This is a genomic window from Hanamia caeni (genome assembly GCF_003721595.1).
GTDB classification, from domain to species: domain Bacteria; phylum Bacteroidota; class Bacteroidia; order Chitinophagales; family Chitinophagaceae; genus Ginsengibacter; species Ginsengibacter caeni.
This window is the reverse complement of record NZ_RJJR01000007.1, coordinates 99,931-124,476: the sequence shown is the minus strand read 5'-3', so window position 1 is coordinate 124,476 and position 24,546 is coordinate 99,931. Positions and strand designations below refer to the sequence as shown.

20 protein-coding genes are annotated in these 24,546 nt (G+C 38.4%); 8 read left to right on the top strand and 12 right to left on the bottom strand.

Going from position 1 to position 24,546, the window contains the following annotated elements; translation table 11 throughout:
* The first annotated feature begins 7 nt into the window (after positions 1-7).
* Complete coding sequence (locus tag EFY79_RS09905) at positions 8-736, top strand: GLPGLI family protein (protein ID WP_123120549.1); 729 nt, start codon at positions 8-10, stop codon at positions 734-736.
* Positions 737-801: 65 nt separating this feature from the next.
* On the opposite strand, the gene EFY79_RS09900 is transcribed toward EFY79_RS09905, so the two are convergent.
* Both EFY79_RS09900 and EFY79_RS09895 read right to left on the bottom strand, forming a co-directional pair.
* Positions 802-1,308, bottom strand: coding sequence for an FKBP-type peptidyl-prolyl cis-trans isomerase (locus EFY79_RS09900; protein WP_123120548.1), 507 nt, complete (start codon positions 1,306-1,308; stop codon positions 802-804).
* Positions 1,309-1,345: 37 nt separating this feature from the next.
* Complete coding sequence (locus tag EFY79_RS09895) at positions 1,346-1,669, bottom strand: hypothetical protein (protein ID WP_123120547.1); 324 nt, start codon at positions 1,667-1,669, stop codon at positions 1,346-1,348.
* A gap of 111 nt (positions 1,670-1,780) precedes the next feature.
* Here EFY79_RS09895 and EFY79_RS09890 point away from each other — a divergent pair, with 111 nt between their 5' ends.
* Positions 1,781-2,680 (top strand): hypothetical protein, encoded by a 900-nt coding sequence (locus EFY79_RS09890; RefSeq protein WP_123120546.1) that lies wholly within the window; start codon positions 1,781-1,783, stop codon positions 2,678-2,680.
* Between the two features lie 12 nt (positions 2,681-2,692).
* Here the strand turns inward: EFY79_RS09890 and EFY79_RS09885 are convergent, their stop codons facing one another.
* From EFY79_RS09885 to EFY79_RS09870, 4 genes are all read right to left on the bottom strand, one after another.
* Complete coding sequence (locus EFY79_RS09885) at positions 2,693-3,244, bottom strand: ferritin (protein WP_123120545.1); 552 nt, start codon at positions 3,242-3,244, stop codon at positions 2,693-2,695.
* A gap of 313 nt (positions 3,245-3,557) precedes the next feature.
* Positions 3,558-5,726 carry a cation:proton antiporter gene (locus EFY79_RS09880; protein WP_123120544.1) on the bottom strand — a complete coding sequence of 723 codons (2,169 nt, stop codon included), beginning with the start codon at positions 5,724-5,726 and terminating at the stop codon, positions 3,558-3,560.
* 30 nt (positions 5,727-5,756) lie between these two features.
* Positions 5,757-6,323, bottom strand: a complete 567-nt coding sequence (locus tag EFY79_RS09875; protein ID WP_123120543.1) for a hypothetical protein — start codon at positions 6,321-6,323, stop codon at positions 5,757-5,759.
* 163 nt (positions 6,324-6,486) lie between these two features.
* On the bottom strand, positions 6,487-7,749 hold the full coding sequence (locus EFY79_RS09870) for a 4-hydroxy-3-methylbut-2-enyl diphosphate reductase (RefSeq protein ID WP_123120542.1): 1,263 nt from the start codon (positions 7,747-7,749) through the stop codon (positions 6,487-6,489).
* 98 nt (positions 7,750-7,847) lie between these two features.
* Between EFY79_RS09870 and EFY79_RS09865 the strand changes: the two genes are divergently transcribed.
* Complete coding sequence (locus tag EFY79_RS09865; RefSeq protein ID WP_123120541.1) at positions 7,848-9,140, top strand: alpha-amylase family glycosyl hydrolase; 1,293 nt, start codon at positions 7,848-7,850, stop codon at positions 9,138-9,140.
* 5 nt (positions 9,141-9,145) lie between these two features.
* On the opposite strand, the gene EFY79_RS09860 is transcribed toward EFY79_RS09865, so the two are convergent.
* Positions 9,146-9,403, bottom strand: coding sequence for a rhodanese-like domain-containing protein (locus tag EFY79_RS09860; RefSeq protein ID WP_123120540.1), 258 nt, complete (start codon positions 9,401-9,403; stop codon positions 9,146-9,148).
* A gap of 268 nt (positions 9,404-9,671) precedes the next feature.
* Between EFY79_RS09860 and EFY79_RS09855 the strand changes: the two genes are divergently transcribed.
* Together EFY79_RS09855 and EFY79_RS09850 are read left to right on the top strand one after the other, a co-directional pair.
* Positions 9,672-10,913, top strand: a complete 1,242-nt coding sequence (locus tag EFY79_RS09855; protein ID WP_123120539.1) for a DEAD/DEAH box helicase — start codon at positions 9,672-9,674, stop codon at positions 10,911-10,913.
* Positions 10,914-10,983: 70 nt separating this feature from the next.
* The gene (locus EFY79_RS09850; RefSeq protein ID WP_123120538.1) at positions 10,984-11,409 is read left to right on the top strand and encodes a copper resistance protein NlpE; all 426 of its coding nucleotides are present in this window, start codon (positions 10,984-10,986) and stop codon (positions 11,407-11,409) included.
* Between the two features lie 5 nt (positions 11,410-11,414).
* Here EFY79_RS09850 and EFY79_RS09845 read toward each other — a convergent pair whose 3' ends face one another.
* Together EFY79_RS09845 and EFY79_RS09840 are read right to left on the bottom strand one after the other, a co-directional pair.
* Positions 11,415-11,921 carry a pyridoxamine 5'-phosphate oxidase family protein gene (locus EFY79_RS09845; RefSeq protein ID WP_123120537.1) on the bottom strand — a complete coding sequence of 169 codons (507 nt, stop codon included), beginning with the start codon at positions 11,919-11,921 and terminating at the stop codon, positions 11,415-11,417.
* A gap of 137 nt (positions 11,922-12,058) precedes the next feature.
* On the bottom strand, positions 12,059-12,979 hold the full coding sequence (locus EFY79_RS09840) for a hypothetical protein (RefSeq protein ID WP_123120536.1): 921 nt from the start codon (positions 12,977-12,979) through the stop codon (positions 12,059-12,061).
* A 226-nt stretch (positions 12,980-13,205) separates the two neighbouring features.
* Here EFY79_RS09840 and EFY79_RS09835 point away from each other — a divergent pair, with 226 nt between their 5' ends.
* The 3 genes from EFY79_RS09835 to EFY79_RS09825 all read left to right on the top strand — a co-directional run bounded on the left by EFY79_RS09835 (position 13,206) and on the right by EFY79_RS09825 (position 17,689).
* On the top strand, positions 13,206-15,653 hold the full coding sequence (locus EFY79_RS09835; protein WP_233577971.1) for a sodium-translocating pyrophosphatase: 2,448 nt from the start codon (positions 13,206-13,208) through the stop codon (positions 15,651-15,653).
* A 204-nt stretch (positions 15,654-15,857) separates the two neighbouring features.
* A complete protein-coding gene (locus EFY79_RS09830) occupies positions 15,858-17,057 on the top strand; it encodes a pyridoxal phosphate-dependent aminotransferase (protein WP_123120535.1) in 1,200 nt (399 codons plus the stop codon).
* Positions 17,058-17,080: 23 nt separating this feature from the next.
* Positions 17,081-17,689 carry a DUF3347 domain-containing protein gene (locus tag EFY79_RS09825; RefSeq protein WP_123120534.1) on the top strand — a complete coding sequence of 203 codons (609 nt, stop codon included), beginning with the start codon at positions 17,081-17,083 and terminating at the stop codon, positions 17,687-17,689.
* Positions 17,690-18,091: 402 nt separating this feature from the next.
* On the opposite strand, the gene EFY79_RS09820 is transcribed toward EFY79_RS09825, so the two are convergent.
* From EFY79_RS09820 to EFY79_RS09810, 3 genes are all read right to left on the bottom strand, one after another.
* Complete coding sequence (locus tag EFY79_RS09820; protein ID WP_123120533.1) at positions 18,092-19,636, bottom strand: RagB/SusD family nutrient uptake outer membrane protein; 1,545 nt, start codon at positions 19,634-19,636, stop codon at positions 18,092-18,094.
* Between the two features lie 17 nt (positions 19,637-19,653).
* Complete coding sequence (locus tag EFY79_RS09815; protein ID WP_123120532.1) at positions 19,654-22,866, bottom strand: SusC/RagA family TonB-linked outer membrane protein; 3,213 nt, start codon at positions 22,864-22,866, stop codon at positions 19,654-19,656.
* A 328-nt stretch (positions 22,867-23,194) separates the two neighbouring features.
* Entirely contained in the window at positions 23,195-24,535 is a 1,341-nt protein-coding gene (locus EFY79_RS09810; protein ID WP_123120531.1) for a SusD/RagB family nutrient-binding outer membrane lipoprotein, read from the bottom strand.
* Positions 24,536-24,546: the final 11 nt, after the last annotated feature.

Genomic DNA, 24,546 nt, shown 5'->3' with positions numbered 1-24,546 from the left:
ATAAATAATGAAGAAGCTTTTATTGCTACCGATACTATTTTTTTTGCATCACCAGCTTCATGCCCAGGCAATTTTTTTATCCAAGGGAAAAATAGAATTTGAAAAACGCACAAATGTATGGGCTGATTTAAAAGGCAGCTTCGCAGAAGAATTAAAAAAATCAATTCCTCAATTTAAAAGCTCCTTTTTTGATTTGATCTTCGATGGAAGTAAAACAGTTTATAAGCCTGGCCGCGAATCCAGCGATAAGCCTGTTCCTTTTTTTAATCTTCCCGCAAATGAAAATATTGTTTTCAGCGATTTTAATGCCGGCCAATCTGTGGCGCAGAAAGATGTATTTGATAAAACATTTTTGATTAGGGATAGCCTTAGACATGCAGAATGGAAAATAAAAAATGACTTTAGGGAAATAGCAGGATTTAATTGCAGAAGGGCTACCACCATTATTATGGATTCCGTATTTGTGGTGGCATTTTATACTGATGAAATAACCGTTCCGGGCGGCCCGGAAAGTTTTTCCGGTTTACCGGGAATGATTTTGGGATTGGTAATAAACAGAATTCACACAAGCTGGTATGCTACAAAGGTTGAAGCCACACCAGTCGACATCAAAACGATTGTTCCTCCAACCAAAGGAGACAAAATCACCGAAGCTCAGTTGAGAGAAGAACTGAAAAAATTAATGAAAACCTGGGGAGAATATGGTCAAAGGAATATGTGGAATATCATGATTTAAATTATTCTCAATCCATTTTCCTTAGTAAACGAATAAATAATTCAAATTTATTTTCTGGTAAACATCTACTGAAGGTCAAGTAATGTTATTTTAAATACAAGGTTTGAATTAGCCGGAATAACCACCTGTCCGCTGTTATCTTTCACGTCTTTATATCCATAACCTAAAGCAGGCGGAAGATACAAGGTAATTTCTCCGTTCTTTTTTATTAATGGCAAACCTTTTATCCAGCCAGGAACCAAACGTCCCAGTTGAAATACCGCTGGATTTCCTGCAGAGGTAGAATCAAACACCTGGCCATTTAAAAAACCACCGCGATAATATACCGCAACGGTTGAACAAGGAGCCGGAACCGATGCGCCGTCGCCGGGCTGGTGTATTATATAATAAAAACCGGAAGGAGCAAGAGTCGCATTAATACCAAGCGCTGTCAGCGAATCATGTAAAGCTTTCTGTTCGGATACAGGTGCCACCACGTTTGAATCTGTGAGATTGCATCCAGTGTCATTTTTTTTGCATGCAGCAAAAACTATTATTGAAAGACAACCCAGGAAAAAAAACTTTTTAACCATTTATAAAATTTAGAGTTGCAAATAAAGAGCATAAAATTTACAAATGCGCAGCGTCTTCCCTGCTCTGTTTAAATTTTAACTCTTTATAAATCTGCTCGTTCCTGTCCCATTTAAACTGCATACTGAACAAAGTATAAAAAACTGCTATCCCAAGAACACCGATAATAATCAGCGTAATCAAAGTTGGTGATATATAAATCATATTTTTATACCAGTCATGAAATATAACAGCTACCAGGATAGGAAGCGCAAACAGCAGCCCGTAAGGCGAGCCATATAAAAATTTGGAAACGATTTTTTTATCTTTTTCCCGGTTTTTTTCCCAATAAATTATAAATGATTTTTCATCATCTGTAAGCATGCTGCGAAGTTAATGAGTATAAAATGAAAAAAGATGAGCGAAGCTACAGTAAAGCCATTTTTGTGAATTAAATTAATAAAATGTAGGTTTGCTCTTATTAAAACATCCTCTGTGAAAATTGAGCAAGTACTTGTACATTATTTATTAAAAACCAAACAACTCACCTTACAAGGCATCGGAACATTTCACCTTGACGCGGCGGTACCCGACACCTCAGATTCTGACAAACCGATTGCTATTCCTGACAATGCAATTTCCTTCGACTATAATCCCAGAGTCACTGAAGATGAGGGCCTGGTAGATTTTATAGTGGAACACACACGCAAAATAAAACCGCTGGCAGCTTCTGACCTTGATTCATTTTTATCGCTCGGCAGGCAGTTTCTGAATATTGGCAAACCATTTAATCTTCCTCATATTGGCACGTTGGAAAAGCAAAACTCAGGCTCTTTGATTTTTGTCCCCGGCCACCAGGTTGCCCAAAGGATGGAACCTAACCGGCTAAAACAAGAAGAAGAAACGGATACGGAAGCGCAGCAGGAGCGGCTTTTCGGCGAATACCCCAACGAAAAAAAATCCAGCAACAGCGGCAAAACCATTCTTACTTTTTTAGTCATATTTATTCTGGGATTTGCAGTGTGGGCTGTATGGAAGTATGCTTTTACAAAAAAGCAGGAAGCCCCGCCTATCACTTCAACAGAAGGCATCGTGCCTGTGAAAGATTCAGCATTTAAAGCAGATTCAACAACAATTGCCAATTCACAACCCGTTGCTGCTGCGGCTTCGGATACGGTTCAATTCAATATAGTCGTAAATGAATACCACACTCTTTTCAGCGCTGAAAAAAGATTGAAGCAATTAAAAACCAATAACCGGAACGCGATAATTTACACCAATGATTCTATAACATACAAAGTGGCAGAACCTTTTGCCCTGCCACTTTCAGATACTACAAGAATTCTTGATTCATTGAGAAGATATTATACAAAAGCATTTGTTGAAATTAAATAAGTGCTGATACCATTAAGGTTGCTCAACAGTTTTTTCCTGCGCAAGTTCTGCCTCATCAGGTGTAGATTTCAGATCCCTGTCAATAGAATATAAACTCTCTCCGGATGCTTTATCACCACCAGCGATTTTCAATTTATCAAGCATGTTCATGATTAAAGTTTCTTCTTCAGTTTGTTCCTTCACAAACCATTGCAAAAAGTTCCATGAAGCCCAATCTGCCTCATCAAAACTTTGTTTCACAATTTTATAAATCGATTCCGTATTGTCTACTTCCTGCTGAAAAGTTTTTTGAAAGCAATCATAAATGCTGACCGGTAGCGGCCCCGGATCGGGAATCGCTTCTATCTTTACCGTTCCGCCCCGTTGAAGAATATATTCCAAAAATTTCATCATGTGATTACGCTCTTCATTGGCATGCCTGAATAAAAAATTGGCTATGCCTTCATAGCCCTGGGCGTCGGCCCAGCTTGCATAAGCTAAATAAATTTGAGATGCATGAGCCTCTTTAGTCATCTGGGAATTAAGAGCTTTGCAAATTGTTTCGCTCAATCTGTTTGTGTCCATCTTTTTATATTGATTTATAATTTATAATTAAAACAAAAAAAATTTCCGCAAAAAATAGTCCAGATTCAGGAAAGAAAAATACAGAAAAAGAAAAAAGAGTCAGCTACAGCTAACCAACAGAAAAGAAAATGAAATCAGCGAAAGTTTAAAGATTTATGGATACCAGGAAAAGAATGCCTAAAATTTCGAAAAGAGTTACCAGTAAAGCGCCTCTCAGGGCCATTCTTTCTTCGCTTGTTTCTTTCATCTTTGTATCGTTTAGATTTTAATAATGAAGCACAAAAGTAAAGTGAAAAAAATTAAAAAAAGAAGGCTATTGATTTTTCTTTTTAAAAATCCGGGTGATGTAATCTCCGGCTTTGTTTACTACCTGCAAATTTTCGGATAATGTATCGAGTAAAGAACTGTCATGGTGTAGCTTATCTTCGTCTGATATATCAGATTCTTTTTGTTTGGGATAGATGATGATAAAACTGTTATGCACAAAATACCTTGATAAATAATAAGGCAATTTTTCCTGTTTATCATCATACGAAATATGTCCTTTTCGGGAGGAAACAATCACGAATAAATCGTTCGGTTTTAATTCTCGGCTAAGGATCAAGAAATCTTCCCAATTGGTAAAAACATTATAAGTACTAGGCACAGGATTCGGCGAATTAAGCATGTATTCTTTCAACTGCTCAAGCGTAGCTTCGCTGGCAAAAAACTGGAAAGACAGCCCGCCTGTTTTGGCAATCGTCATCAACCTTGAAAACCAATGTAAAAAACCGGGTTCTTTTTCCGCCTCAGGTGGAATGACAACTAAGATGCGGTTCAGCGTATTGAAAGGTTGAAGGCTTTTGTAAATAAAAATAGTTTCGTTGCTTTTGCTTAAAATATTTTCAGCAATGGTACCTAAAAAATTTTTTTGGTTGGCATCTTTATGTAACCCTATGATGACGTCAGTTATGTTTTGTTCCTTTATCGTATAAATGATAGCGTTGCTGATATTCATATCATATCTCATCAGGGGGATAATTGTATTTTCTGTTGCTGCAGCCTGGTTAATTGCTTTCTCCATCATTTTTTTTCCGCTTACCTGAGAGGTATCGTTATTTTCATCATCGCTTATAATAGTAAGTGCATATACAGGTACATTATTTTTCGCAGGTTTCATCATTAAGCCTATGTCTACCATTTCGGTTACCGTATCAGGATAAGCCAGTGTTATCAATATTTTTTCACCTGAATCAACCTGAATTTCGCTCTCTTTCTCCTCTTCCAATGCAAGATTCGCGGAGGCTTTTTCAACCACGAACGAGCTGATGGCACAACTAATAAGGATAAGTAAGATGGTGCCATTTAAAATATCTTCATCCAATAACCTGATAGGTTCTCCGCCGGGTGTTTCGCCAATTATTATATTATAGCCAACTAATATAATCGCTAGCGTAGCGGCAGCATGAGAAGTGCTCAATCCAAAAATCATTTTGCCCTCATCTGGCAAAAGCTTGAAAGCTTTTTGGGTAAACCATGCCGCTAAAAATTTGGTGGCTATTGCAACGGTAACTATCACGCCGGCTACCCTTAACGCGCCCCAGCCATGAAACAAGACATTGAAATTAACCAGCATTCCTACACCGATAAGAAAAAAGGGAATGAATAAAGCATTTCCTACAAATCCAATCCTGTTCATTAGCGGCGAAGAGTGAGGTATGAAATTATTTAATACAAGCCCCGCGAAAAATGCCCCTATGATAGCTTCTATCCCTGCGGCTTCAGCAAGAAATGACGCAAGAAAAACAATAGCCAGCACAAAAATGTATTGCGAAACACTATCATCATAACGTTTAAAAAACCATCTTATAATTATCGGAAAAATAAAAAAAACAATCCCTACGAAAACAATCGTAGATACTCCGAGCGTTATCCAAAACGTGGAAGTCACGTCGCTTTTGGTCATTCCTGAAATGACAGCCAAAATCAATAAAGCGAGAATATCAGTAATCATGGTGCCGCCTACTGCCAGAGCCACAGCACGGTTGCGCGATACCCCATATTTGCCGGTAATAGGATACGAAACTAAAGTGTGTGTAGAAAACATACTTGCCAGCAATATCGACGAAAGCCAATTGTATTGCAATATATAGTAACTGGCCAGTGTTCCGAAAACAAGAGGAAGGATAAAAGTGATTAATCCAAACACAACAATTTTTTTCCTGTTTTTCTTAAACTCGGTGATATCAATTTCAAGGCCGGCCAAAAACATAATGTATAAAAGACCCACCGTACCAAACAATACAATGCTGCTGTCGCGTTTCAATAAATTTAATGCATAAGGCCCCACCAACACGCCGGCAAGTATAAGCCCGATAATGTGGGGCACTTTTATTTTACTTAATAAAATAGGAGCAAAAAGTATAATAAAAAGCACCAGTGAAAATATAATCACCGGGTTGGTAAGAGGTAAAGAAAAATCTAAGTCTGCTAATAATATCATAAGGTAGATTATAACTATCAAAAGAGAGCATTATTGCTTTTTTAATCTAAGCGCGTACAAAATACGGCAACCATTTTCCTGTATGATTTCCCGTTCGCCAGTCATTTCTTTATCACTTGCTTTTTGCAAACGAACTGTGATTTTTGCTGATGTTTCTGATGTATCCTGGTTCACTGTAAGCCTTAAAGAATTTCCTATATAATTGCCGGTGTAAATTCGTACAAGCCTTTTATTACTGAAAGCCTTAACGATTACCATATCATCCTGGAATAAAAAATCCCATTGTTCATTTTTAATATCCCCTACTGCTGAACCGGCACAGTTCGTTTCAGAGGCCTGCATTTCCACGGTCCACTTGCCGGGCAATTTCTGGTGTTCAAGAAATAAACTGTCATTAATAACCTTTTGGGTGCTGTCTACTGATTGTTCACGGAGATTCAATTGCTCCTCCTTTAGGTCAATCGATTGTTCACGCAGGTTCAGTTGTTGTTCTCTTTGATTTAATTCGTTCATTTTTTTGTTTAATTCAATTTCTCTTTGCCTCAGGCCGCAACCTCCGAGAAAAACCAATAGTGCCATAAAAAAAATCCATTTCATAATTCAAACAATTTGATACATTCAAGATAGAAAAAAATATGCAAAGAATTGGCCTTTATCCAGCCAAGACATAGAATAAAAAAAAGACTGAGAGCTAATCAGATGCATCCAAAAATACCAGAATAAAAAAATATACTATTTCTTCTTTTACTGATAAACGGGCTTATTGAAGTGCCATGGTTTGCTTAGGAAAATAATCGTTTAATACTCTTTCAATCTCATCGTCAATAGTGGAAGGGCATTTATAAAATCCCAGAAGCTTTCGGATAACCTGTTCTACCAAAGCATCGGGGCAACTGGCGCCGCTGGTAATTAAAATTTTCGCCGGCTTTTTTTCGGGCAGATAGCTTAATGTGGTTACTTCTTCTTTACGGTCTATTTTGTAATGGTTAATTTGCCTTGAAGACACAATATCGTCTGCCGACCGGATAAAATAAGTGGGTAATTTTTTTTCACATAATTCCACAAGATGCGAAGTATTAGAGCTGTTGTAGCCGCCCACTACTATGGCAAAATGTGCAGGAGTATCCAGTAAAGCATAGACAGCACCCTGATTGTCATTGGTAGCATAGCATAATGTATCTCTCGTGTCGGCAAAGTGATTCTCCACAGTTTCTTTAGTTAACCGGTATTTTACTATCATCACTTCGCGAAGGTATTCGGCAATAGTTTGCGTATCGCTTGCGAGCATAGTGGTTTGATTTACGACGCCAATTCTTTTCAAATCTTCTTCCACATTAAAGCCGGGGGAATACTGCCCTTCAAATTCTTTATAAAAATTATCCAATTCTTTTCTTCCCAAAATATAATCTGCAAGCCGGATGGCCTCCTTCATGTCTTTTATCACCACGGTGGGCGCGTTAACTGCACTGTGACTGAAGGTAGCCCGTGTTTCTTCATGACGGGGCTTTCCATGCACCACCACGGTATAATTTTGTTTGGCAATTGCTTCAGCTTTATTCCAGACTTTGCGTACGAAGGGACAGGTAGTATTGTATTTTTCTATTTCAACGCCTGAAGCCAAAAGTTTCTGTTCTATCTCCAAAGTAGTACCAAATGCAGGAACAATAACGATATCCTCCGGTTGAAGGTTTTCAAAGGGAATCAGTACGTTGCCTTTTGTATCCATTAAAAACTGAACACCCCTGCTTTTCAAATCTTCATTTACCTGTGGATTATGAATCATTTCGCTGAGAAGATAGATTCTTTTTCCTCGATTCTCTTCTATAATCCTGAAAGAAATATCAATAGCGTTTTCTACCCCGTAACAAAATCCAAAATGGCGCGCCATATAAATGTGCAGGTTTCCAAAATCAACCAGCGTGGGTGAAAAGTCTTTTTTTAATTTATCATCAGCTTTGCGGTTGTTCTTTATAGCAGTAATTAGGGGGCTTCTATAAAAAACAGGAACATCAAATTTTTTCATATCGTACTTCTTTCAATCGCGAAGTTACAAAGGACAAGCCATGGAAAAATAGCATGAAAATATTTATGATTAATTTTAGCGCTTTATGAAAATTGAGTATGCCAGATAAAAAGTCAAAAAATTTCCATCCCGGGTGGAGCTATTCTGCCAATATTTATGAAGTGAATGTACGACAATATACGCCTGAAGGAACTTTCACCGCCTTTGCCAAACACTTACCGCGTTTGAGAGATATGGGCGTAAAGGTTTTATGGTTTATGCCAATATTGCCCATCAGCAAAGCAGGCAGGTTGGGCACACTCGGCAGCTATTATGCTGCCAGCGATTTTGAAGAAATCAATCCTGAGTTCGGAACCAAAGACGATTTTATCAATCTTGTAAAAGAGGCGCACGATATGGGTTTCAAAGTGATAATGGATTTTGTGGCTAACCATGTAGGCAACGACCATGTTTGGATTGACAAGCATCCGGAGTTTTTTGTAAGGCACGAAGGCGGCGACTTCCTGCATCCACACGGCTGGTCTGACGTTTCTCAATTAAATTATGAAGAGCCCGAAGTCTGGAAAAAAATGACTGCAGTCCTTAAATCATGGATTAAAGAATATGATATAGATGGTTTTCGCTGCGACATGGCTCACCTGGTACCTTTGGACTTTTGGAAATATGCTAAAAAGAAAGTATCCAAATATAAAGACGATCTGTTTTGGTTAGGCGAGTGCCAGGAACCTGAATATCATGCGGTATTTGATGCCACTTATACATGGAAATGGATGCATGCTTCCGAGCAATTTTACAATGGAAAGATGAGCCTGCAAAGCCTGCTCACTGTATTATATAAATCGGTAACAGAGTTTCCCTGCACCTCCATGCGTGTTTATTTCACCTCTAACCACGATGAAAATAGCTGGAACGGAACCGAATATGAAAAGTATGGGGATGCAGTAAAGCTGATGGCCGTGTTTTCGTGTACATGGGACGGCATCCCGCTGCTGTATTCCGGCCAGGAATTGCCCAACAAAAAACGACTGAAATTTTTTGATAAGGATAAGATTGAATGGAACGGTCATATTGAGCTCCATAATTTTTACAAAGTTTTGCTCACGCTAAAATCAACTAATAAAGCACTGCGAAGTGGCGACCCGGATGTGCTCACCAAAATTATATCCCATCCCGAAGACGAGCATGTGTTTGCATATTTACGGAAATACAAATCGAGCCAGGTTTTTGTGATTTTGAATTGCAGCGAACAAGGCTTGAACTTCGAAGTAAAAAATGTGAAAGGCCTTTTTAGAAATCTTCTCTGGAACGATGATGTAGATTTTGAGCAAAAAAGCCTTGTTTGGCTTAATCCATGGGATGCCCTGGTATTTGAAAAATTAAATGCGGTCTGAATCGTTCAGTGAATATCTTTCCAGCTTCCACCTTTTTGACTGTCAATTCCATTTTCTTTCAATAATTCAAACGCTTTCACGTGCCGTGTGCCGCCACCACAAACCAATACGGGTGGCTGCGTCATTTTTTTTACCTCCTCCAGCCTGCCAGGTATTTCGTCTAAAGGAATATTAATGCTGCTACCGGCATGGCCTTTAGCAAATTCAGCCGGGCGTCTTACATCAATTACCACTCTTTTTGAAAGTCTCTTTTTTGATTTCATCGTCTGGGTTGGTTATGAACAATTTAAAATGGAATTCATTTTCTTTGTAATTCAATATTATTTTTTTTCGTTAAAATTAAACTTTACCATCCGCGTTATAGCATTTAACATAAAAAAAACTATATTTGCAGAATTATTCTCCTACTTAGCAGACTGGATCCTCTTTACCACAAAGCTCATCAAGTCATAGGTTGTTGAGCGTACATGAAAACAAGCTTTCAGAAATCAATTTCAGAAAAGTTATCAGTTTAATATTAAAACAATAAAGTTGTTATTTAAAGAATTACATTTAATTGCGCCCATTTTGAAGGCGCTTGAAACGGAAGGGTATACCAATCCGACACCTATACAGGAACAATCCATACCCCATATTCTTCGCGGAAAAGATTTATTAGGATGTGCCCAAACAGGCACCGGCAAGACAGCAGCCTTCGCCATTCCCATTTTACAAAACCTGTATTTGCAGCAAAAAGAAAATGGCAATCACGATCAGATTCAGACGCTCATACTAACGCCTACGCGCGAATTGGCCATACAGATTGATGAAAGTTTTGAGGCCTATGGAAAGCATACCGGAATACGGCATGCTGTTATTTATGGAGGCGTTTCGCAGTTTCACCAAACCACCCGCCTTAAACGTGGCGTAGATGTGCTAATAGCCACACCAGGCAGATTATTGGATCTCATCGCGCAAAAATTTATTTCCCTTAAAAGCATTAAAATGTTTGTGCTGGATGAGGCAGACAGGATGCTTGACATGGGCTTTATCCATGATGTAAGGAAAATTATTTCTATTCTGCCAGAACAAAGACAAACCCTGTTTTTTTCTGCTACGATGCCACCCGAAATCACGAGGCTATCGGCCACCATATTAACCAGCCCTGTAAAAGTGGAAGTTACTCCTGTTTCATCCACAGCCGAAAATGTGGATCAAAAGATTTTTCTTGTTGAAAAAAATGACAAACGGGAACTCCTCATCCATCTTTTAAAAAACAATACCATTCAGAACGCGCTGGTTTTTACACGCACTAAATTCGGTGCTGATAAAATAGCACGCGCGCTTCATAAGGCCAATATTAAAAGTGATGCCATTCATGGCAATAAAACTCAAAATGCAAGGCAGCGTGCGCTAAATAATTTTAAAGATGGCAAAATCAGGGTACTTGTTGCCACCGACATAGCCGCAAGAGGAATAGATGTCGATGACTTGAGCCATGTTATTAATTTTGAATTGCCTAATATTCCCGAAACTTATGTTCACAGGATTGGTCGCACGGGCAGAGCCGGTAATTCAGGATGTGCACTTTCATTTTGTGACATTGAAGAAAGAGCCTATCTGCGCGACATTCACAAGCTCATTGAAAAGACTATACCCATCGTAGAAGATCACCCTTATGCCAGTAAATTACAATTTATTCAAACGCCTACTGTAGCCAGCACCATCATCAATCGTAAGCCGGCAAGCCACCAGGGCTTCAGAAGAACAAGAACCTGGAAGCAGGGCCGATAAAACATTTTCCGGTTATAGAAAAGTAAAAGCACAAATGAGTTACTTTTTTATTTTCGGCTAAATTCGTTTTATGAAGATATTCCGCAGTTGTTTTTGGGGATTGTCTCTACCAGTATTTTTCTTATTGATTTCGTGTAATAATAATTCACACAATGGAGTAAATGAAACAAGAAATCAAATTAAAAAGAAAGGAGAAAATCCTTCAGGAAAATATGTGGGAATAACTCCTTGTGCTGATTGTCCGGGTATTAAAACCACAATTTATTTTAAAGACGATTCCATTTTTATCGAAAACCTTGAGTACCTGGACAGGGAAGCATCTTTCTCTGATACCGGAGTTTGGAAAATTGACCATAAAATAATCACGGTTTCTTTTCCTTCTCACCAATCCTATTTTAAAATAATTTCAGACTCATCAATAGCCATATTGGATGCCGAAAGACATCCAATAAAGGGCACATTGGCTGAAAAATTCATTTTAAAGAAACACGAATGAATGACTTAAACTTTTAATTTTCCTTCTACACCCACGTTGTTTTGATTACCTGTAACCGCAGAAGCCGCCATTTTAAACCAGGTGATCATTTTGCCATTGATAGTATCCCAATAGTGGGCAGCTTCAGGTTTAATCTTTACCAAACTGAGATTAGGATCATCTTTTCCTTGCGGGAAATAAGCCTTGACGATAGGATTCCACAATTCATCTTTTTTCGCTTGATCCTGGACAATTGTGGCTTTGCCGGTAATTGTAAGAAAATGGACATCAGAATTTTTTGAATAAATTAATTGGACTGTATCATTATCTTTTATCTCGTCATTTTTATCACTTGATTTAGCGGAAAAAAACCAAAGATTTCCTTCTTCATCTACCTCTAATGTTGACATCGGCCTTGTTCTAAAAGGCATATCTGTTACGCTGGTGCAAAACATGCAAAACTTTATATCGTCTACAAAATCCTTAATTTTCTTTACGGCATCTTCGTTGTAGAGATTCTTTACGTTGCTCATAGTTTGTAAGGTTTAGATTATTGATAATTGAATTTTTTAATGTTCTTATAAAGCAATAAAATTTGTGCCAAAAGGAAATGCACACCCGACAGGTAAAATACGAATTGCAAATATTTACCGGTTTACTGTAGCGAAGTCTAGAATAATGTTCGCGTAAGCCTGCCGATCATCAAGCCCTGGTGATATAGCTGCATTACATATTTCCCTTTTTGAAGATTAGGAACGTCTATGGAAAAAGATACACGCAAGCCATTATCTTTTTTATTATCAAAATGAATAACTGCGGAATACAATTTTTTCCCGCTTTCGCTGATAAAAGTTTTTTTCTGGGAGCCGGAAGCTTGTAAAACTCTTCCGTTTGGCTGAATTACAACTACGTATATAGAATTGTTAGTATTATAAGGCATAATATTCACCTCGAAAGAACCGGTTAATCTTTCCGCATCTGTAGCCACATTGGTAACCGACTGCTTTTTGTCAGCATCATAAGCTGTAAACCTCAAATGAGAAACCAAAACGGGTAATTTATTTGTTGAATGCTCAATTTTCTTTGATACTGATGGCGCGCCTGGCTCACTTTTCATCGCGTCTTTTTTGTTCAGCAATTCGGTTACTAAATTCTTTAATCTCTCATTCTCTTGAATTATTGTGTCGTTTTTATTCTTCAATTCTTCTGCATCTTTTTGTAATTCTAATATTTGCTGGCTGGCCTGCGACGTTCCTTTTTCTGAACGTTTTTTTCTTAAAATTTCTTCGATTTCACTTCTTAAGGTTCGATATTCTAAAATTTTTGCAATCAAAATTGAATCGCCTGGAGTATCTGTTTCGAAATCAGAATTATCAGACAGCGAATATTCGTTTAAAGAGCTGATATCATATTTAAGCGAATCATTAACTGCATTTTTATGAGGCGCCGCTTTTATTTCACGCCTTACCACTGGCGGATCATTTTTATCTGAATAATAAAAATAAAAACCCCACATAGAAACCAGAACAAAAGAAACGGTAATAATTATCAGTACAAGAATTAGCAGGAAAAAATATTTGCGATCCCTCATTGTAATCAAAACGAAATATAAGCAACAAATCTATTCCTTTTACATATTGCTTCAGTTTAAAAAGAATAATAAGAAATGAAATAATTCTAATTAACAGGTAAGAAGATGGAAAAATGCATTTTATTCAGAAAGCACTGAAAATATCGTGAAAACACTTTCCTCAAACATTTTTAATATTGCCATTTTACCCTATTTTTGCAGCCCTAAAAAATAAGTAATTTACTTTATGGATAATCTTATTTATGTAATACCTGCAATGGGAATTGTCGGTTTGATTTATACCTTTTTGAAATTCGCCTGGGTGGAGAAGCAGGACGCAGGAAATGAAAGAATGAAAGAAATAAGCACCTATATAGCTGACGGCGCTATGGCTTTCTTAAAATCGGAATGGAAAATCCTCTCATATTTTGTTATAATTGCTGCCATTCTGCTGGGTATTATGGGATATAGTAGTGCCAACAGCCACTGGAGTATCGCCGTGTCATTTATTTGTGGTGGTTTTTTCAGCGCACTGGCGGGTTTTATCGGCATGAAGGTAGCTACCAAAGCTAATGTAAGAACAACTCAAGCGGCACGAAGCAGTCTTTCAAAAGCTTTAAAAGTGTCCTTTACAGGAGGAAGTGTAATGGGTATGGGCGTTACCGGCTTGGCCGTTTTAGGTCTTGGCGGTTTATTTATTATTTTAAAGTTCATTTTTGCTCCACATGCCGCTGCCAATAGTTTTGAAATGGAGAAAACTATTGAAATCCTTACCGGATTTAGCCTTGGTGCGGAAAGTATTGCAATGTTTGCCCGTGTAGGAGGAGGAATTTATACTAAAGCCGCAGACGTGGGCGCTGATCTTGTGGGTAAAGTAGAGGCTGGCATTCCGGAAGATGATCCGAGGAATCCTGCTACCATCGCAGATAACGTAGGCGATAATGTCGGAGATGTTGCCGGCATGGGTGCCGATCTTTTCGGATCTTATGTGGCTACTATTTTGGCTACCATGGTATTGGGAAGGGAAACTATTTCTACCGATGCTTTTGGTGGCATGTCCCCTATTTTATTACCCATGTTATTAGCTTCCATGGGAATTATATTTTCTATCCTTGGAACATTTTTCGTAAAAATTTCCGATAAAGCCGGGCTCTATACCTCAGTTGTACAAAAGGCGCTAAACCTCGGAAACTGGGGAACAATAATTATAACAGCAATTGCTTCTTATTTTCTTGTCATGTGGCTCATGCCGGATACGATGGTTTTGAGGAATTATGAATTTACAAAATACGGCGTTTTTGGCGCTATCATAGTTGGTTTAATTGTAGGTACGCTTATCAGTTTTATAACCGAGTTTTACACGGCCATGGGCAAAAGGCCGGTATTGACAATCGTTCGTCAATCTTCTACAGGCCACGCCACCAATATCATTGGCGGTATTGCAGTGGGAATGGAAAGCACTCTATTTCCAATTCTTGTTTTAGCCGCAGGAATTTATACCTCTTATTATTGTGCAGGTTTATATGGCGTTGCCATTGCCTCAGCAGGTATGATGGCTACCACTGCCATGCAGCTTGCCATTGATGCTTTTGGGCCCATCGCAGACAATGCCGGCGGAATTGCTGAAATGTGTGAGCTACCTAAAGAAGTACGTGAAAAAACAGATATTCTTGATGCCGTAGGAAATACGACTGCTGCTACCGGAAAGGGATTTGCTATCGCATCTGCGGCTTTAACCTCACTTGCCTTATTCGCGGCGTTTGTTGGAATTGCAAAAATTGATGGCATTGATATTTATCGCGCTGATGTGTTGGCTGGATTGTTTGTCGGTGCAATGATTCCGTTTATTTTCTCTTCCCTTGCTATCCGTGCGGTGGGTGAAGCAGCCATGGCAATGGTAGAAGAAGTGCGCAGGCAATTCCGTACTATCCCTGGAATCATGGAAGGAAAAGGCAAACCCGAATATGATAAATGTGTAGCGATTTCGACCAACGCTTCTATCAGAAAAATGATGTTGCCAGGTGCGATTGCTTTGCTTTCTCCGGTAATTATTGGATTTATCTTTGGCCCTGAAGTTTTAGGAGGATTTTTAGCCGGCGCAACAGTAAGCGGCGTATTGATGGGAATATTTCAAAATAACGCCGGTGGCGCGTGGGACAATGCAAAAAAATCTTTTGAAAAGGGTGCACTGATAAATAATGAAACACATTACAAAGGCTCTGAGCCTCATAAGGCTTCTGTTACGGGAGATACAGTTGGAGATCCTTTTAAAGATACTTCCGGCCCAAGCATGAATATTCTTATTAAGCTTATGAGTATCGTATCACTTGTGATCGCCCCTACTCTTGCAAACAATTTTCAGGATAAAATAAATATGGAAAGAGAACAAAAGATTCAGACACTCAATAATATGAACAAGGTTTCTGCCATGGAAGAGGTACATAAAAAAGATCAATGGACGCTCGTTGCTGCAGACACAAAAGGGCCTGGGCCAGATGCAGCAGAAGTTCAGAAATTTATTGATGTTTTGGAAGACGATAATCTCATTCAAAAAAATTCTTTCTCAGTCTCAGTAGCGAAGGGCGAGCTTTATATAGATGGCACAAAAGAGCCTTCATCCATACAGGAAAAATATAAAGAGGACATTGAAAAAACCGGCGATTTTGTAGCCAAAGAGTCTACGACGATTCATTAAATCTGAAATACAGACCTTATAAAAAATGGAAGAACGATGTGTTCTTCTTTTTTTATTTCACATACCAAAGTCAATAAAAAGAAACCGCGTTATGCGTCTTTTGAAATCAATGAGATTTAACTTTTTTAATTCAATTTCATGATTCATTTTCAGGGCTGTCATCAATGATGTATTTTTGCGCCGGTTTTAAAAAAATTTTAAACAATGCAACTTTCTTCAAACCTTTCAAGATTCAGCGAATCAGAAACTATTAAAATGTCGGCTTTGGCACGGGAATTAAAAGCCAATGGAATCAATGTAATTAATCTTAGTCTTGGCGAACCCGACTTCAATACGCCAAATCATATCAAAGAAGCCGCTAAAAAAGCCATTGATGAAAACTACAGCCATTATACACCGGTGTCAGGCTATGCGGAATTAAAAGAAGCTGTTTGTAAAAAACTAAAAAGGGACAATGGCCTTGATTACAAACCAAATCAAATAGTAGTGAGCACCGGTGCAAAGCAATGTATTGCAAATACGATGATGAGCATTTTGGACGATGATGATGAAATTATTATCCCAACTCCTTATTGGGTTTCCTATTCAGAAATAGCAAAGCTGTGCCGCGCGAAAATTGTATTCATTAATTCAACACCCGAAAACGATTGGAAAATAACGCCGGACCAGCTTGAAAAAGCCATTACTCCCAAGTCCAAATTATTTATTTATTCATCTCCTTGCAATCCGACCGGCTCTGTTTATTCAAAAGAGGAATTGAAAGGCCTGGCCCAGGTTTTCGAAAAATACCCGGACATTTTTATTATCAGTGATGAAATATATGAATACATTAATTATTCCCATACTGAAGGGCAATATGAAAGTATCGGCCAATTTCCGAATTTAAAAGATAGAGTTATACTTATTAATGGATTAAGTAAAGGTTTTGCTATGACAGGTTGGAGATTGGGATATACGGCATCGTCGGTGGAAGTGGCGAAAGCTAATGAAAAAATCCAGGGGCAATTTACAAGCGGCACCAATTCTATCACCCAACGTGCTGCAATTACAGCCCTGGAAGCTCCGTTAAATGCGTCACTTGAAATGGTAAAACAATTTACACGACGTAAACAACGCGTAATTGAATTGTTACAAGAAATGCCAAATGTGAAATGCACAGATCCCCAGGGTGCATTCTATGTTTTCCCGGATATCAGCTATTATCTTGGGAAAAGCTATGAAGGTGAAATTATAAGTAATGCAGGGGATTTATGTATGTATCTTCTGAACCATGCGCATGTTTCCACCGTTTCCGGTGACGCCTTTGGCCAGCCAGGATACATCAGGATATCTTTTGCCAATAGTATGGAAAATATTGAAGAAGGATTCAAAAGAATTAAACAGGGGTTAGAAAAACTTACCTGATAATTTATATTAAAAAATCAGAAATGAAAAAGATTTTGATAGCTGTTATTATTATTCTTGCTGGATTAGCGGTATGGTTTTTATTTTTTAATAATGGAAGTAAAACCGGTACTTCAAAATCTGCTACCAGTGCATCAAAAAAGCATTCATCCGAATTTGACCAGCAGATTTCAACATTTATCAATTCTTATATGGCGATGAAAAATGCATTTGTTGAGGCAGATACTGCGGATATAAAGAAGCAAACTGCTGATTTTATAGATATAGCAGATAGTCTGAATTTGGGTGCTCTTCAGCAAAAAGATTCTTCAATATTTATAGCAGTTCAACAAAACCTGAGTGATATAAAAGCCAATGCCAAACCGATTCTGGAGGAAAGCGACATCACGGAGATGCGTCATGATTTTAGCATGGTGTCTGAAAATTTATATCCGTTTTTAAAAACTATCGGCTATGAAGGAGATAAATTATATTGGCAAAATTGTCCCATGGCTTTTGGGGACGATAAACCAGCTAACTGGTTAAGCAATACTTCAGAAATTAATAATCCATATTTAGGCAAAAAAGATCCAACCTATAAGTCAGGCATGCTGCATTGCGGAGAAAATATGGATTCCTTGTACTTGAAATAATAGCTGCATTCAATTTAATGCGTTGATGACTTAATATTCAGGGACTATTACCAATACTCGTTTGAAGATTTAAATTGAAAGTGAAAGTGGTCTGTCTGTTAGACGCTTCAAAGAAATAGCTTGCAAAACAAAATCTTCAGTTATTCTTTCGTTTACTGGAACTAATGAAGGGATACTAATTTTGTTTGATAACATTCATTTGTGAGTTGATTTTGAGATAGCTCATCAAAATAAAAAATCTTCAATTATTTTTTCGTTTGCTGTTAGAATAAATGATACCAACCTGGGTAGCATAATATTCATTTGTGAGTCGATTTCTCCATTTAAAAATATAGGCCGGGCTGATCGCCTGGCCTATTTATTTAATTTAAGCTATTTAATTTAGTTCAACAGCTTACTGATTTATTTGTTCAAATTCGGGTTATTTAATTCCTCAGCTTGTGGAATAAGGAACGTTAATTTGGGATCGTTGTACTGGAACGAATCGCCATCAAAAAATAAATGATTCGGCCCCCTTGTGATAGTTGCCTTATCTCTTTTCATAATAAGATAGGATTTCCCCTCACCCCACAATTCGATGCGGGTCTGTAGATTAATTTCATCTTTTAGTTGTTGACCGGATAGCTTATCGATATATGACACGTCAGTAATTCTATCTGAGAGGTAAGAAGAAAGTGCCTGCCTGGCCACATCATCATGTCCCAAATAAGCCTCAGCTTCTGCATACATTAAATAAAATTCATCAGCCCTCATATATAAATAGTCTGTAATAACCTGGCGTTGCCCTCCGGGAATACGTCCCGGATCATAGAACTTATTGATGGGCATATAATCGAAGTCACCCGATACATATCCATCATCAGCATAATCTGCTTCCGCGCCACCATTTGGAGGATCGAACTGTCCTTTTCTGATATCATCAGTCCGGATTTTACCGTACAATCCTTCATCTATCGTTTTGGGATCTCCTGCCCAGGCATAGCTATAAGTAAATAAATCTACCTGTCCCCACCATGAAACAAGATCAAGGCCTTGTGCGAGGGTCAAATCAACACCCCACATCCAGCTTGGTGTAGCCACGTTGTTAAATCCCGCCTCATTCAGGTTTGTGCCATTATAGACAAGCTCAACAGGCGTTGTTTTTGGATAAGCATTTTTAATGTCTTCGCAAAGAGTAGCCACTTCAGTCCAATCTTCCTGTGTGCCTCTTGCTGCCAATACATAAGCTAACAAACCTTTTGCAACGTTTTGATCAATCTGGTCTTTGCTGGTTCTTTGAAATCCATCTAAATAAGTAATAGCAGTCTGCAGATCAGAAATCATTAAATCCCAAACTTCTTTTGCGGTACTTTTTGGTTGATTTGCTTTTTCTTTATCTGAGGTTGTATAAATAGGTAAAATTTTGGCACTTCCATCTCCATAATCCTTAGCATACAATTGAGACAAATAAAAATAGCCGTAAGCACGCATCGCTTTGGCCTGCCCCATCGTTTGCTTAAGAGGTACTGTTTCAGGAACCGCATCCGTACCACCCAAAATATCTATTATTGTATTAGCCCCAAAAACCTGCCTATAATAATACCTCCATGGAATATAATCGGGATTCGTAGTGAAATCAACAGTAGCCGTAAGCCGTGCTATTGAAGCGTACCAATTATAATTTAATGCGCCCAATACCATATCTGATGACAGCATATCTGAATAAATATCAATTCCTTTTTGACCAAAATCATCATGGCCATCTGTTCCTCCAACACCTGTTGTATACATTGTGGAGTACAAGCCGGAAATACTTCCGTTCAACAATTTTGGGTCCTGCTCTAATGCTCCCTTTAATTGCTCCGGTGTAACAAAAGCGGTTGGCTCTGTTTTAAGAAAATCCTTTTTACAACCTGAAACGATTTCCGCACCTATAATTAAGAACGGTACTATATATTTTAATTTCATATTATTTTTTTTGAAATTTAGAATTTAGCATTGAGTCCGACAGAGATTGTTGACAATGGAGAATAACGGTACATGTCGGAAGCACCGCTTTCCGCTGTTGAAGGATTGAATCCATTTCTCGCAGAGTGTAACCATAGATTATCGCCGGATACGAAAACATTTATTTGCTTTGCAACATTTTGATTTTGCAAAAGTTTTTGCGGTATTGCATAGCTAAGACGAATATTATTTAATACCATGTAGTTTGCCTCTGTAATAAATCGTGATGACAATGAACTCACATTTGCATCCGCATTATTGGAAATCCTTGGAACATCAGTTTTATCTCCTGCTTTTTGCCATCTTTTTCTAATATCTGTGCTCCAGTTGTTACCTCCCACAAGGCCATTATTCATTAAAGTAGCATAGGCATAGTCATAAGAGTACCCGCCAACACTATACAACATCTGTACGCTTAAGTTTAATCCTTTGAAGCCGGTATTCAGATTGAAAGCGCCTCTGATTTTTGGAATTGCTGATTTTCCGATATAGTATTGAGTAGCCTCTGAATAAACTTTTGTTATCCCCTGCAATAACGTTCCTTTTTTCTCAGGGTTTGATCCATAATAAGCGTTGAGATCTGAAACACCTTCCCCGGCATCATATGCTTTATTATTATTGTCATCGTGATAATATACTGTCCAGGTACTTGTTCCATCAGTAGGGTCAACTCCAACGAAATTCCGGATATAAAAGTCATAAATTGAATGTCCCTTTGACCAACCATAGGGCGATTGATTATCAACAATTTTTGGCTTACCGGTTGAAGGGTCGATGGGCATAGTTGTAATTTCATTTGAAAAATGCTCTCCGTTAACACCTAAATCCAGGAAAAAGTTCGCTTTTTTAATGAGGTGGGCGGTAAGGTCAAATTCAATACCCTGGTTTCTTAACTGGCCATCATTTACTGTTATCAGGGCATATCCGTTGGAAGGCCCGATTCTCCGTTCAAAAATTAAATTATCGGTATTTTTAACGTAGTAATCAACAGACCCAGTCAGATAATTACCAAGCCTGAACTCCACGCCTGCCTGCGCCATTTTTGATGTTTCCCATGTAAGATTAGGATTTCCCGGTACAGGAACTCCAAAGGAAGGATTGTCATTCAAATTACCAATATCTATATGGTCATAACCAGGATAATATCCTAATCCACTCTGGTCGCCTATCACACCATAGCTCGCCTTTAATTTAAGATAATCCACCACATTCTGATTCTGCATAAAATTCATCCTTGTCAATTCCCAACCCAGGCCCACGGCTCCAAATGTTCCCCATGCATTACCTGCGATAAAGCGGGATGAGCCATCTCTTCTTACAGTAGCAGACAAATAATAGGTGTTATTATAATCATAATTTAGCTGTGCAAAATAACTTTCCAGCGTATTTGTGTTGGCATAAGAAGAAGATGTTGGATTTTTTACGATAGCATTATCCAGTTCCAAACTATTATTACTTACTAAATTATATCCAGACGCGCTCGACTCAGTCAATTTGAAATTTGTAGCCTCGTGCGCAGCCAATACTTCTACATTGTGTTCATTAAAACGATGAGCATATCTCAGCATATTCAGAAGGTTTAAATTAAGCAGCTCATCTTTTTGCTGAAAGATGCTTCCATTCTGACCGGCAGCAGATCCGTAAAATTTATTTGTCAGTTCCCAATAATCCTGGTTATAATATTGTACGCCCAGCCGGTTTTGCAAAGACAAATCTTTTGTAAAATTGATGGTTATTGAAGTATTGCCAGACAATTCATTTATTTTGGTAAGTAATGTGTTATAATGGGCGTCAGCAATCGCATTGGTTAAAGAACCAAACTTTCTTCCTGTATTTCCATAATCATATTGATAACCGCCAAAAATCGGGTCAGGGACTTTATTGCCATCTGCATCTCTTTTAAATAGTGGATAAATCGGTGGAATGTTATCTACAAACCAGAAAACACTATTGGAATTGCTTTCCTGGCCATTATTGTTGGTAGTACCGTTTGAATAATTAATATTCACATCGGTTTTTAGCCAGGATTTCACCTGGTGATTCAGATTTAGGCGGGCTGTAAAACGTTTAAAATCAGAATTAATTGAATACCCATTGTCTTTTAAATATCCGAAAGAGGAGTAATAATTTGTTTTCGAATCCCCGCCTCCCATTTTTACGGTAATTTCTGAGCGGTTTGATGGCTGAAAAGCATAATCCTCCCATCTTTCAGGAGTATACTTCCGGCTTACTCCTGGCTTTACTGTTCTAGTAACTGGATCGATCAATTCAGCCCCGTTTGTTACTTTCCAAATATTATTATTCGGACTAATGCCGGCAGATGAAAAAAGCCTCACGTTTGCGTAGTTTACCGGATCAGAACTTCCCCGCGTAACACCCTGGTTATACAATCCTTCCCAGGCAAAACCAATAAATTCCTCAGGCGAAGTAAGTACATCATACCGGGGTAATATAGATCGGTTCGTTCCGTATTTAGCATCTACTTCAATAAAAGATTCTTTGCTTCTGCCATTTTTGGTGGTAATTACAATTACACCATTAGAACCATCAACACCATAAATTGCTGTGGCAGCGGCATCTTTAAGTACTGTGATGGAAGCAATGTCAGAGGGGTTAATTGATTCCAAGGTTCCACTGTAAGCAACGCCGTTGACAACATATAAAGGATCCCTGTTTCCGTTGACGGAGCCGATTCCGCGGATGCGGATCGTAGCAGAAGTACCGGGCTGGCCCGACGTATTAACTACACGTACACCCGCCACCTCCCCTGCCAGCGCCTGAGAGATATTCGAAACGTCCTTTTTGTTCAACTGCTCACCGGAAACCACCTTGGCAGATCCTGTGAAGGCTTCTTTAGTTGAAGTGCTGTAACCGGTAACCACAACTTCACTCAATTTTTGTGTGCTGGAAACCATAGAGACATTAACCTCAGAACGGTTTCCTACATCTAAGCTCTGTTCTTCAAAACCTATCCCTGTAAAAACAAGCGTGGCGTTTGGATTTACATTTAATTTAAAATCCCCTTTTGAATCAGTGGCGGTTGCTATGCCAGAACCCTTCACTTGTACCGTGATGCCGATAAGCGGGCTTCCATCAGAAGAAGTAACATGCCCCTCTATAACGTGAGTTTGCGCATTAGCTGCTAATCCACTAAAAATTAATAGAATAAATAATAGATAAATGTTTCTCATACGAAAAGTTTGATTAAAAGTTTGCAATGTAGAAGAGAATTCTAAAAGAACAAAACAATGTTAATAAGTAAATATTAATAAAAATCTTTGGACAAGGTAACCACTAAATTTGCTGCTTTGAGTCTTAGTATACATTAAAAAAATTTGAATGTGAGTTAAGGGCTACAGTGTGTATATCTTAACGAATCGTCAATTCAATATATAAAACCGGAAGACTATTTTTGGATAGCCTTCCGGAGTTAAGAAACTAATTTGACACTTTTCAACCCATCAATGGGCCTTGAGACATACTTCCTGAATAAATATAAACGCTTTGCAAATGTTATTATTATTTATCCCACCAAAGTTTACTGGTAAGTGTCCTTCCTGTAGGTGTCTTACTATTGTACTTTATTTCGCCGCTCGGATAAACGAGAGCTCTGGGAATTACTCCCCCGGTGACGTTTCCACTTGCAGCAGTTAAATTGGGTAGACCGGTTCTCCTCCAGTCAGTCCACGACTCTGGCCTTAAAAATAAAGAGATATATTTCTGAATCATTATATCACTAAGGGTAATGTTTGATGCCGTTTTTGCAACCTTTGAAGCATAGCCACTATTGCCTACTGTATAATTTAAATTGGCTTCCACGGCGGCATTATATGCTGCCGCTGCAGCGTCTTTATTCCCTTTTTGAAATTGAGCTTCTGCCTCAATAAACTTTAACTCATAATAAGTCATTAATGGAACCGGGGAGTTTGCAGCACCATAAAAGTTGCCGAGCAATTTAGGCTTGGCTGGATTATAATAAACTCCAAACCTTGGATCACCCGCATTTTTTAATAAGGTTTGCAAATAGCCATCATAAGTAATATCTCCTCTTTGATCATCAAATTGAAAGGTTGGATTTGAGGAGTTTACGCTAGATCCGCTAAAAGGCACGATAGCGTTATCAGCATTGCTTGTGAAAGCTTTAGGGATTTCATTAATTGCAGAATCATAATAAGCAGCGTTCACTTTTACCAGATGAATAAAACAGCGGGCCTTTAAGGCGTGCGCCAGCTTTTGCCACTCAGCCATATCCCCGGAATAAATGTAATCGTCGCTGCCGGGTACCGAAGCGCCATCATCGCCACCGTCAATTTCGGCAATACTGGAATTTAGTAAAGTAAATATCTGCTGGTAAATAGATTCCTGGGAATCGAATGCTGCATTTTTGCTCTCATTTCCTTTGAAAGCCTCGGTATATGGAATGTCTCCCCAGAGATCTGTTGCTCTCTGTAAGAAATTTGCCATTAAAATTTGGCCCACAGCATGATAATAATGTTGATTCAGGGAAGCTGATATTTTGATTAAATCATAGTCGTTATTCATTAAACCAGAATAAAACCCAAAGCTCCACATATTATCAACGTCATCAGGCGAAATGTTATAAATGCCTGCTGAAAATGATTGATTGGCATCACCGGTTACCTGCTGCATAAAAATGGAAGGAAACCTGGATTCATCGCCTCCATATTCATACCCCGAAGCAAGTATAATGGGTGCAAGCATTAATGAGGGCGTAGGATCTTTAAGTTGCGTAGGATCATCATTTATACCGTCATAAAAAAACTTCTTGGTACATGAGGAGATAATAACAACCGCTAGTAAGAGCGATGCAATATATAGTTTACGATTAAAATATTTCATTGTTGTTTTTT

What these genes read in the sequence shown, in the direction of transcription:
- EFY79_RS09870 (WP_123120542.1), bottom strand. Translation starts at nt 7,749, where the DNA reads ATGAAAAAATTTGATGTTCCTGTTTTTTATAGAAGCCCCCTAATTACT.
- EFY79_RS09860 (WP_123120540.1), bottom strand. Translation starts at nt 9,403, where the DNA reads ATGAAATCAAAAAAGAGACTTTCAAAAAGAGTGGTAATTGATGTAAGA.
- EFY79_RS09845 (WP_123120537.1), bottom strand. Translation starts at nt 11,921, where the DNA reads ATGAGCAACGTAAAGAATCTCTACAACGAAGATGCCGTAAAGAAAATT.
- EFY79_RS09825 (WP_123120534.1), top strand. Translation starts at nt 17,081, where the DNA reads ATGAAAAAGATTTTGATAGCTGTTATTATTATTCTTGCTGGATTAGCG.
- EFY79_RS09900 (WP_123120548.1), bottom strand. Translation starts at nt 1,308, where the DNA reads ATGGTTAAAAAGTTTTTTTTCCTGGGTTGTCTTTCAATAATAGTTTTT.
- EFY79_RS09880 (WP_123120544.1), bottom strand. Translation starts at nt 5,726, where the DNA reads ATGATATTATTAGCAGACTTAGATTTTTCTTTACCTCTTACCAACCCG.
- EFY79_RS09885 (WP_123120545.1), bottom strand. Translation starts at nt 3,244, where the DNA reads ATGGACACAAACAGATTGAGCGAAACAATTTGCAAAGCTCTTAATTCC.
- EFY79_RS09840 (WP_123120536.1), bottom strand. Translation starts at nt 12,979, where the DNA reads ATGAGGGATCGCAAATATTTTTTCCTGCTAATTCTTGTACTGATAATT.
- EFY79_RS09875 (WP_123120543.1), bottom strand. Translation starts at nt 6,323, where the DNA reads ATGAAATGGATTTTTTTTATGGCACTATTGGTTTTTCTCGGAGGTTGC.
- EFY79_RS09850 (WP_123120538.1), top strand. Translation starts at nt 10,984, where the DNA reads ATGAAGATATTCCGCAGTTGTTTTTGGGGATTGTCTCTACCAGTATTT.
- EFY79_RS09895 (WP_123120547.1), bottom strand. Translation starts at nt 1,669, where the DNA reads ATGCTTACAGATGATGAAAAATCATTTATAATTTATTGGGAAAAAAAC.
- EFY79_RS09865 (WP_123120541.1), top strand. Translation starts at nt 7,848, where the DNA reads ATGCCAGATAAAAAGTCAAAAAATTTCCATCCCGGGTGGAGCTATTCT.
- EFY79_RS09820 (WP_123120533.1), bottom strand. Translation starts at nt 19,636, where the DNA reads ATGAAATTAAAATATATAGTACCGTTCTTAATTATAGGTGCGGAAATC.
- EFY79_RS09835 (WP_233577971.1), top strand. Translation starts at nt 13,206, where the DNA reads ATGGATAATCTTATTTATGTAATACCTGCAATGGGAATTGTCGGTTTG.
- EFY79_RS09905 (WP_123120549.1), top strand. Translation starts at nt 8, where the DNA reads ATGAAGAAGCTTTTATTGCTACCGATACTATTTTTTTTGCATCACCAG.
- EFY79_RS09830 (WP_123120535.1), top strand. Translation starts at nt 15,858, where the DNA reads ATGCAACTTTCTTCAAACCTTTCAAGATTCAGCGAATCAGAAACTATT.
- EFY79_RS09810 (WP_123120531.1), bottom strand. Translation starts at nt 24,535, where the DNA reads ATGAAATATTTTAATCGTAAACTATATATTGCATCGCTCTTACTAGCG.
- EFY79_RS09815 (WP_123120532.1), bottom strand. Translation starts at nt 22,866, where the DNA reads ATGAGAAACATTTATCTATTATTTATTCTATTAATTTTTAGTGGATTA.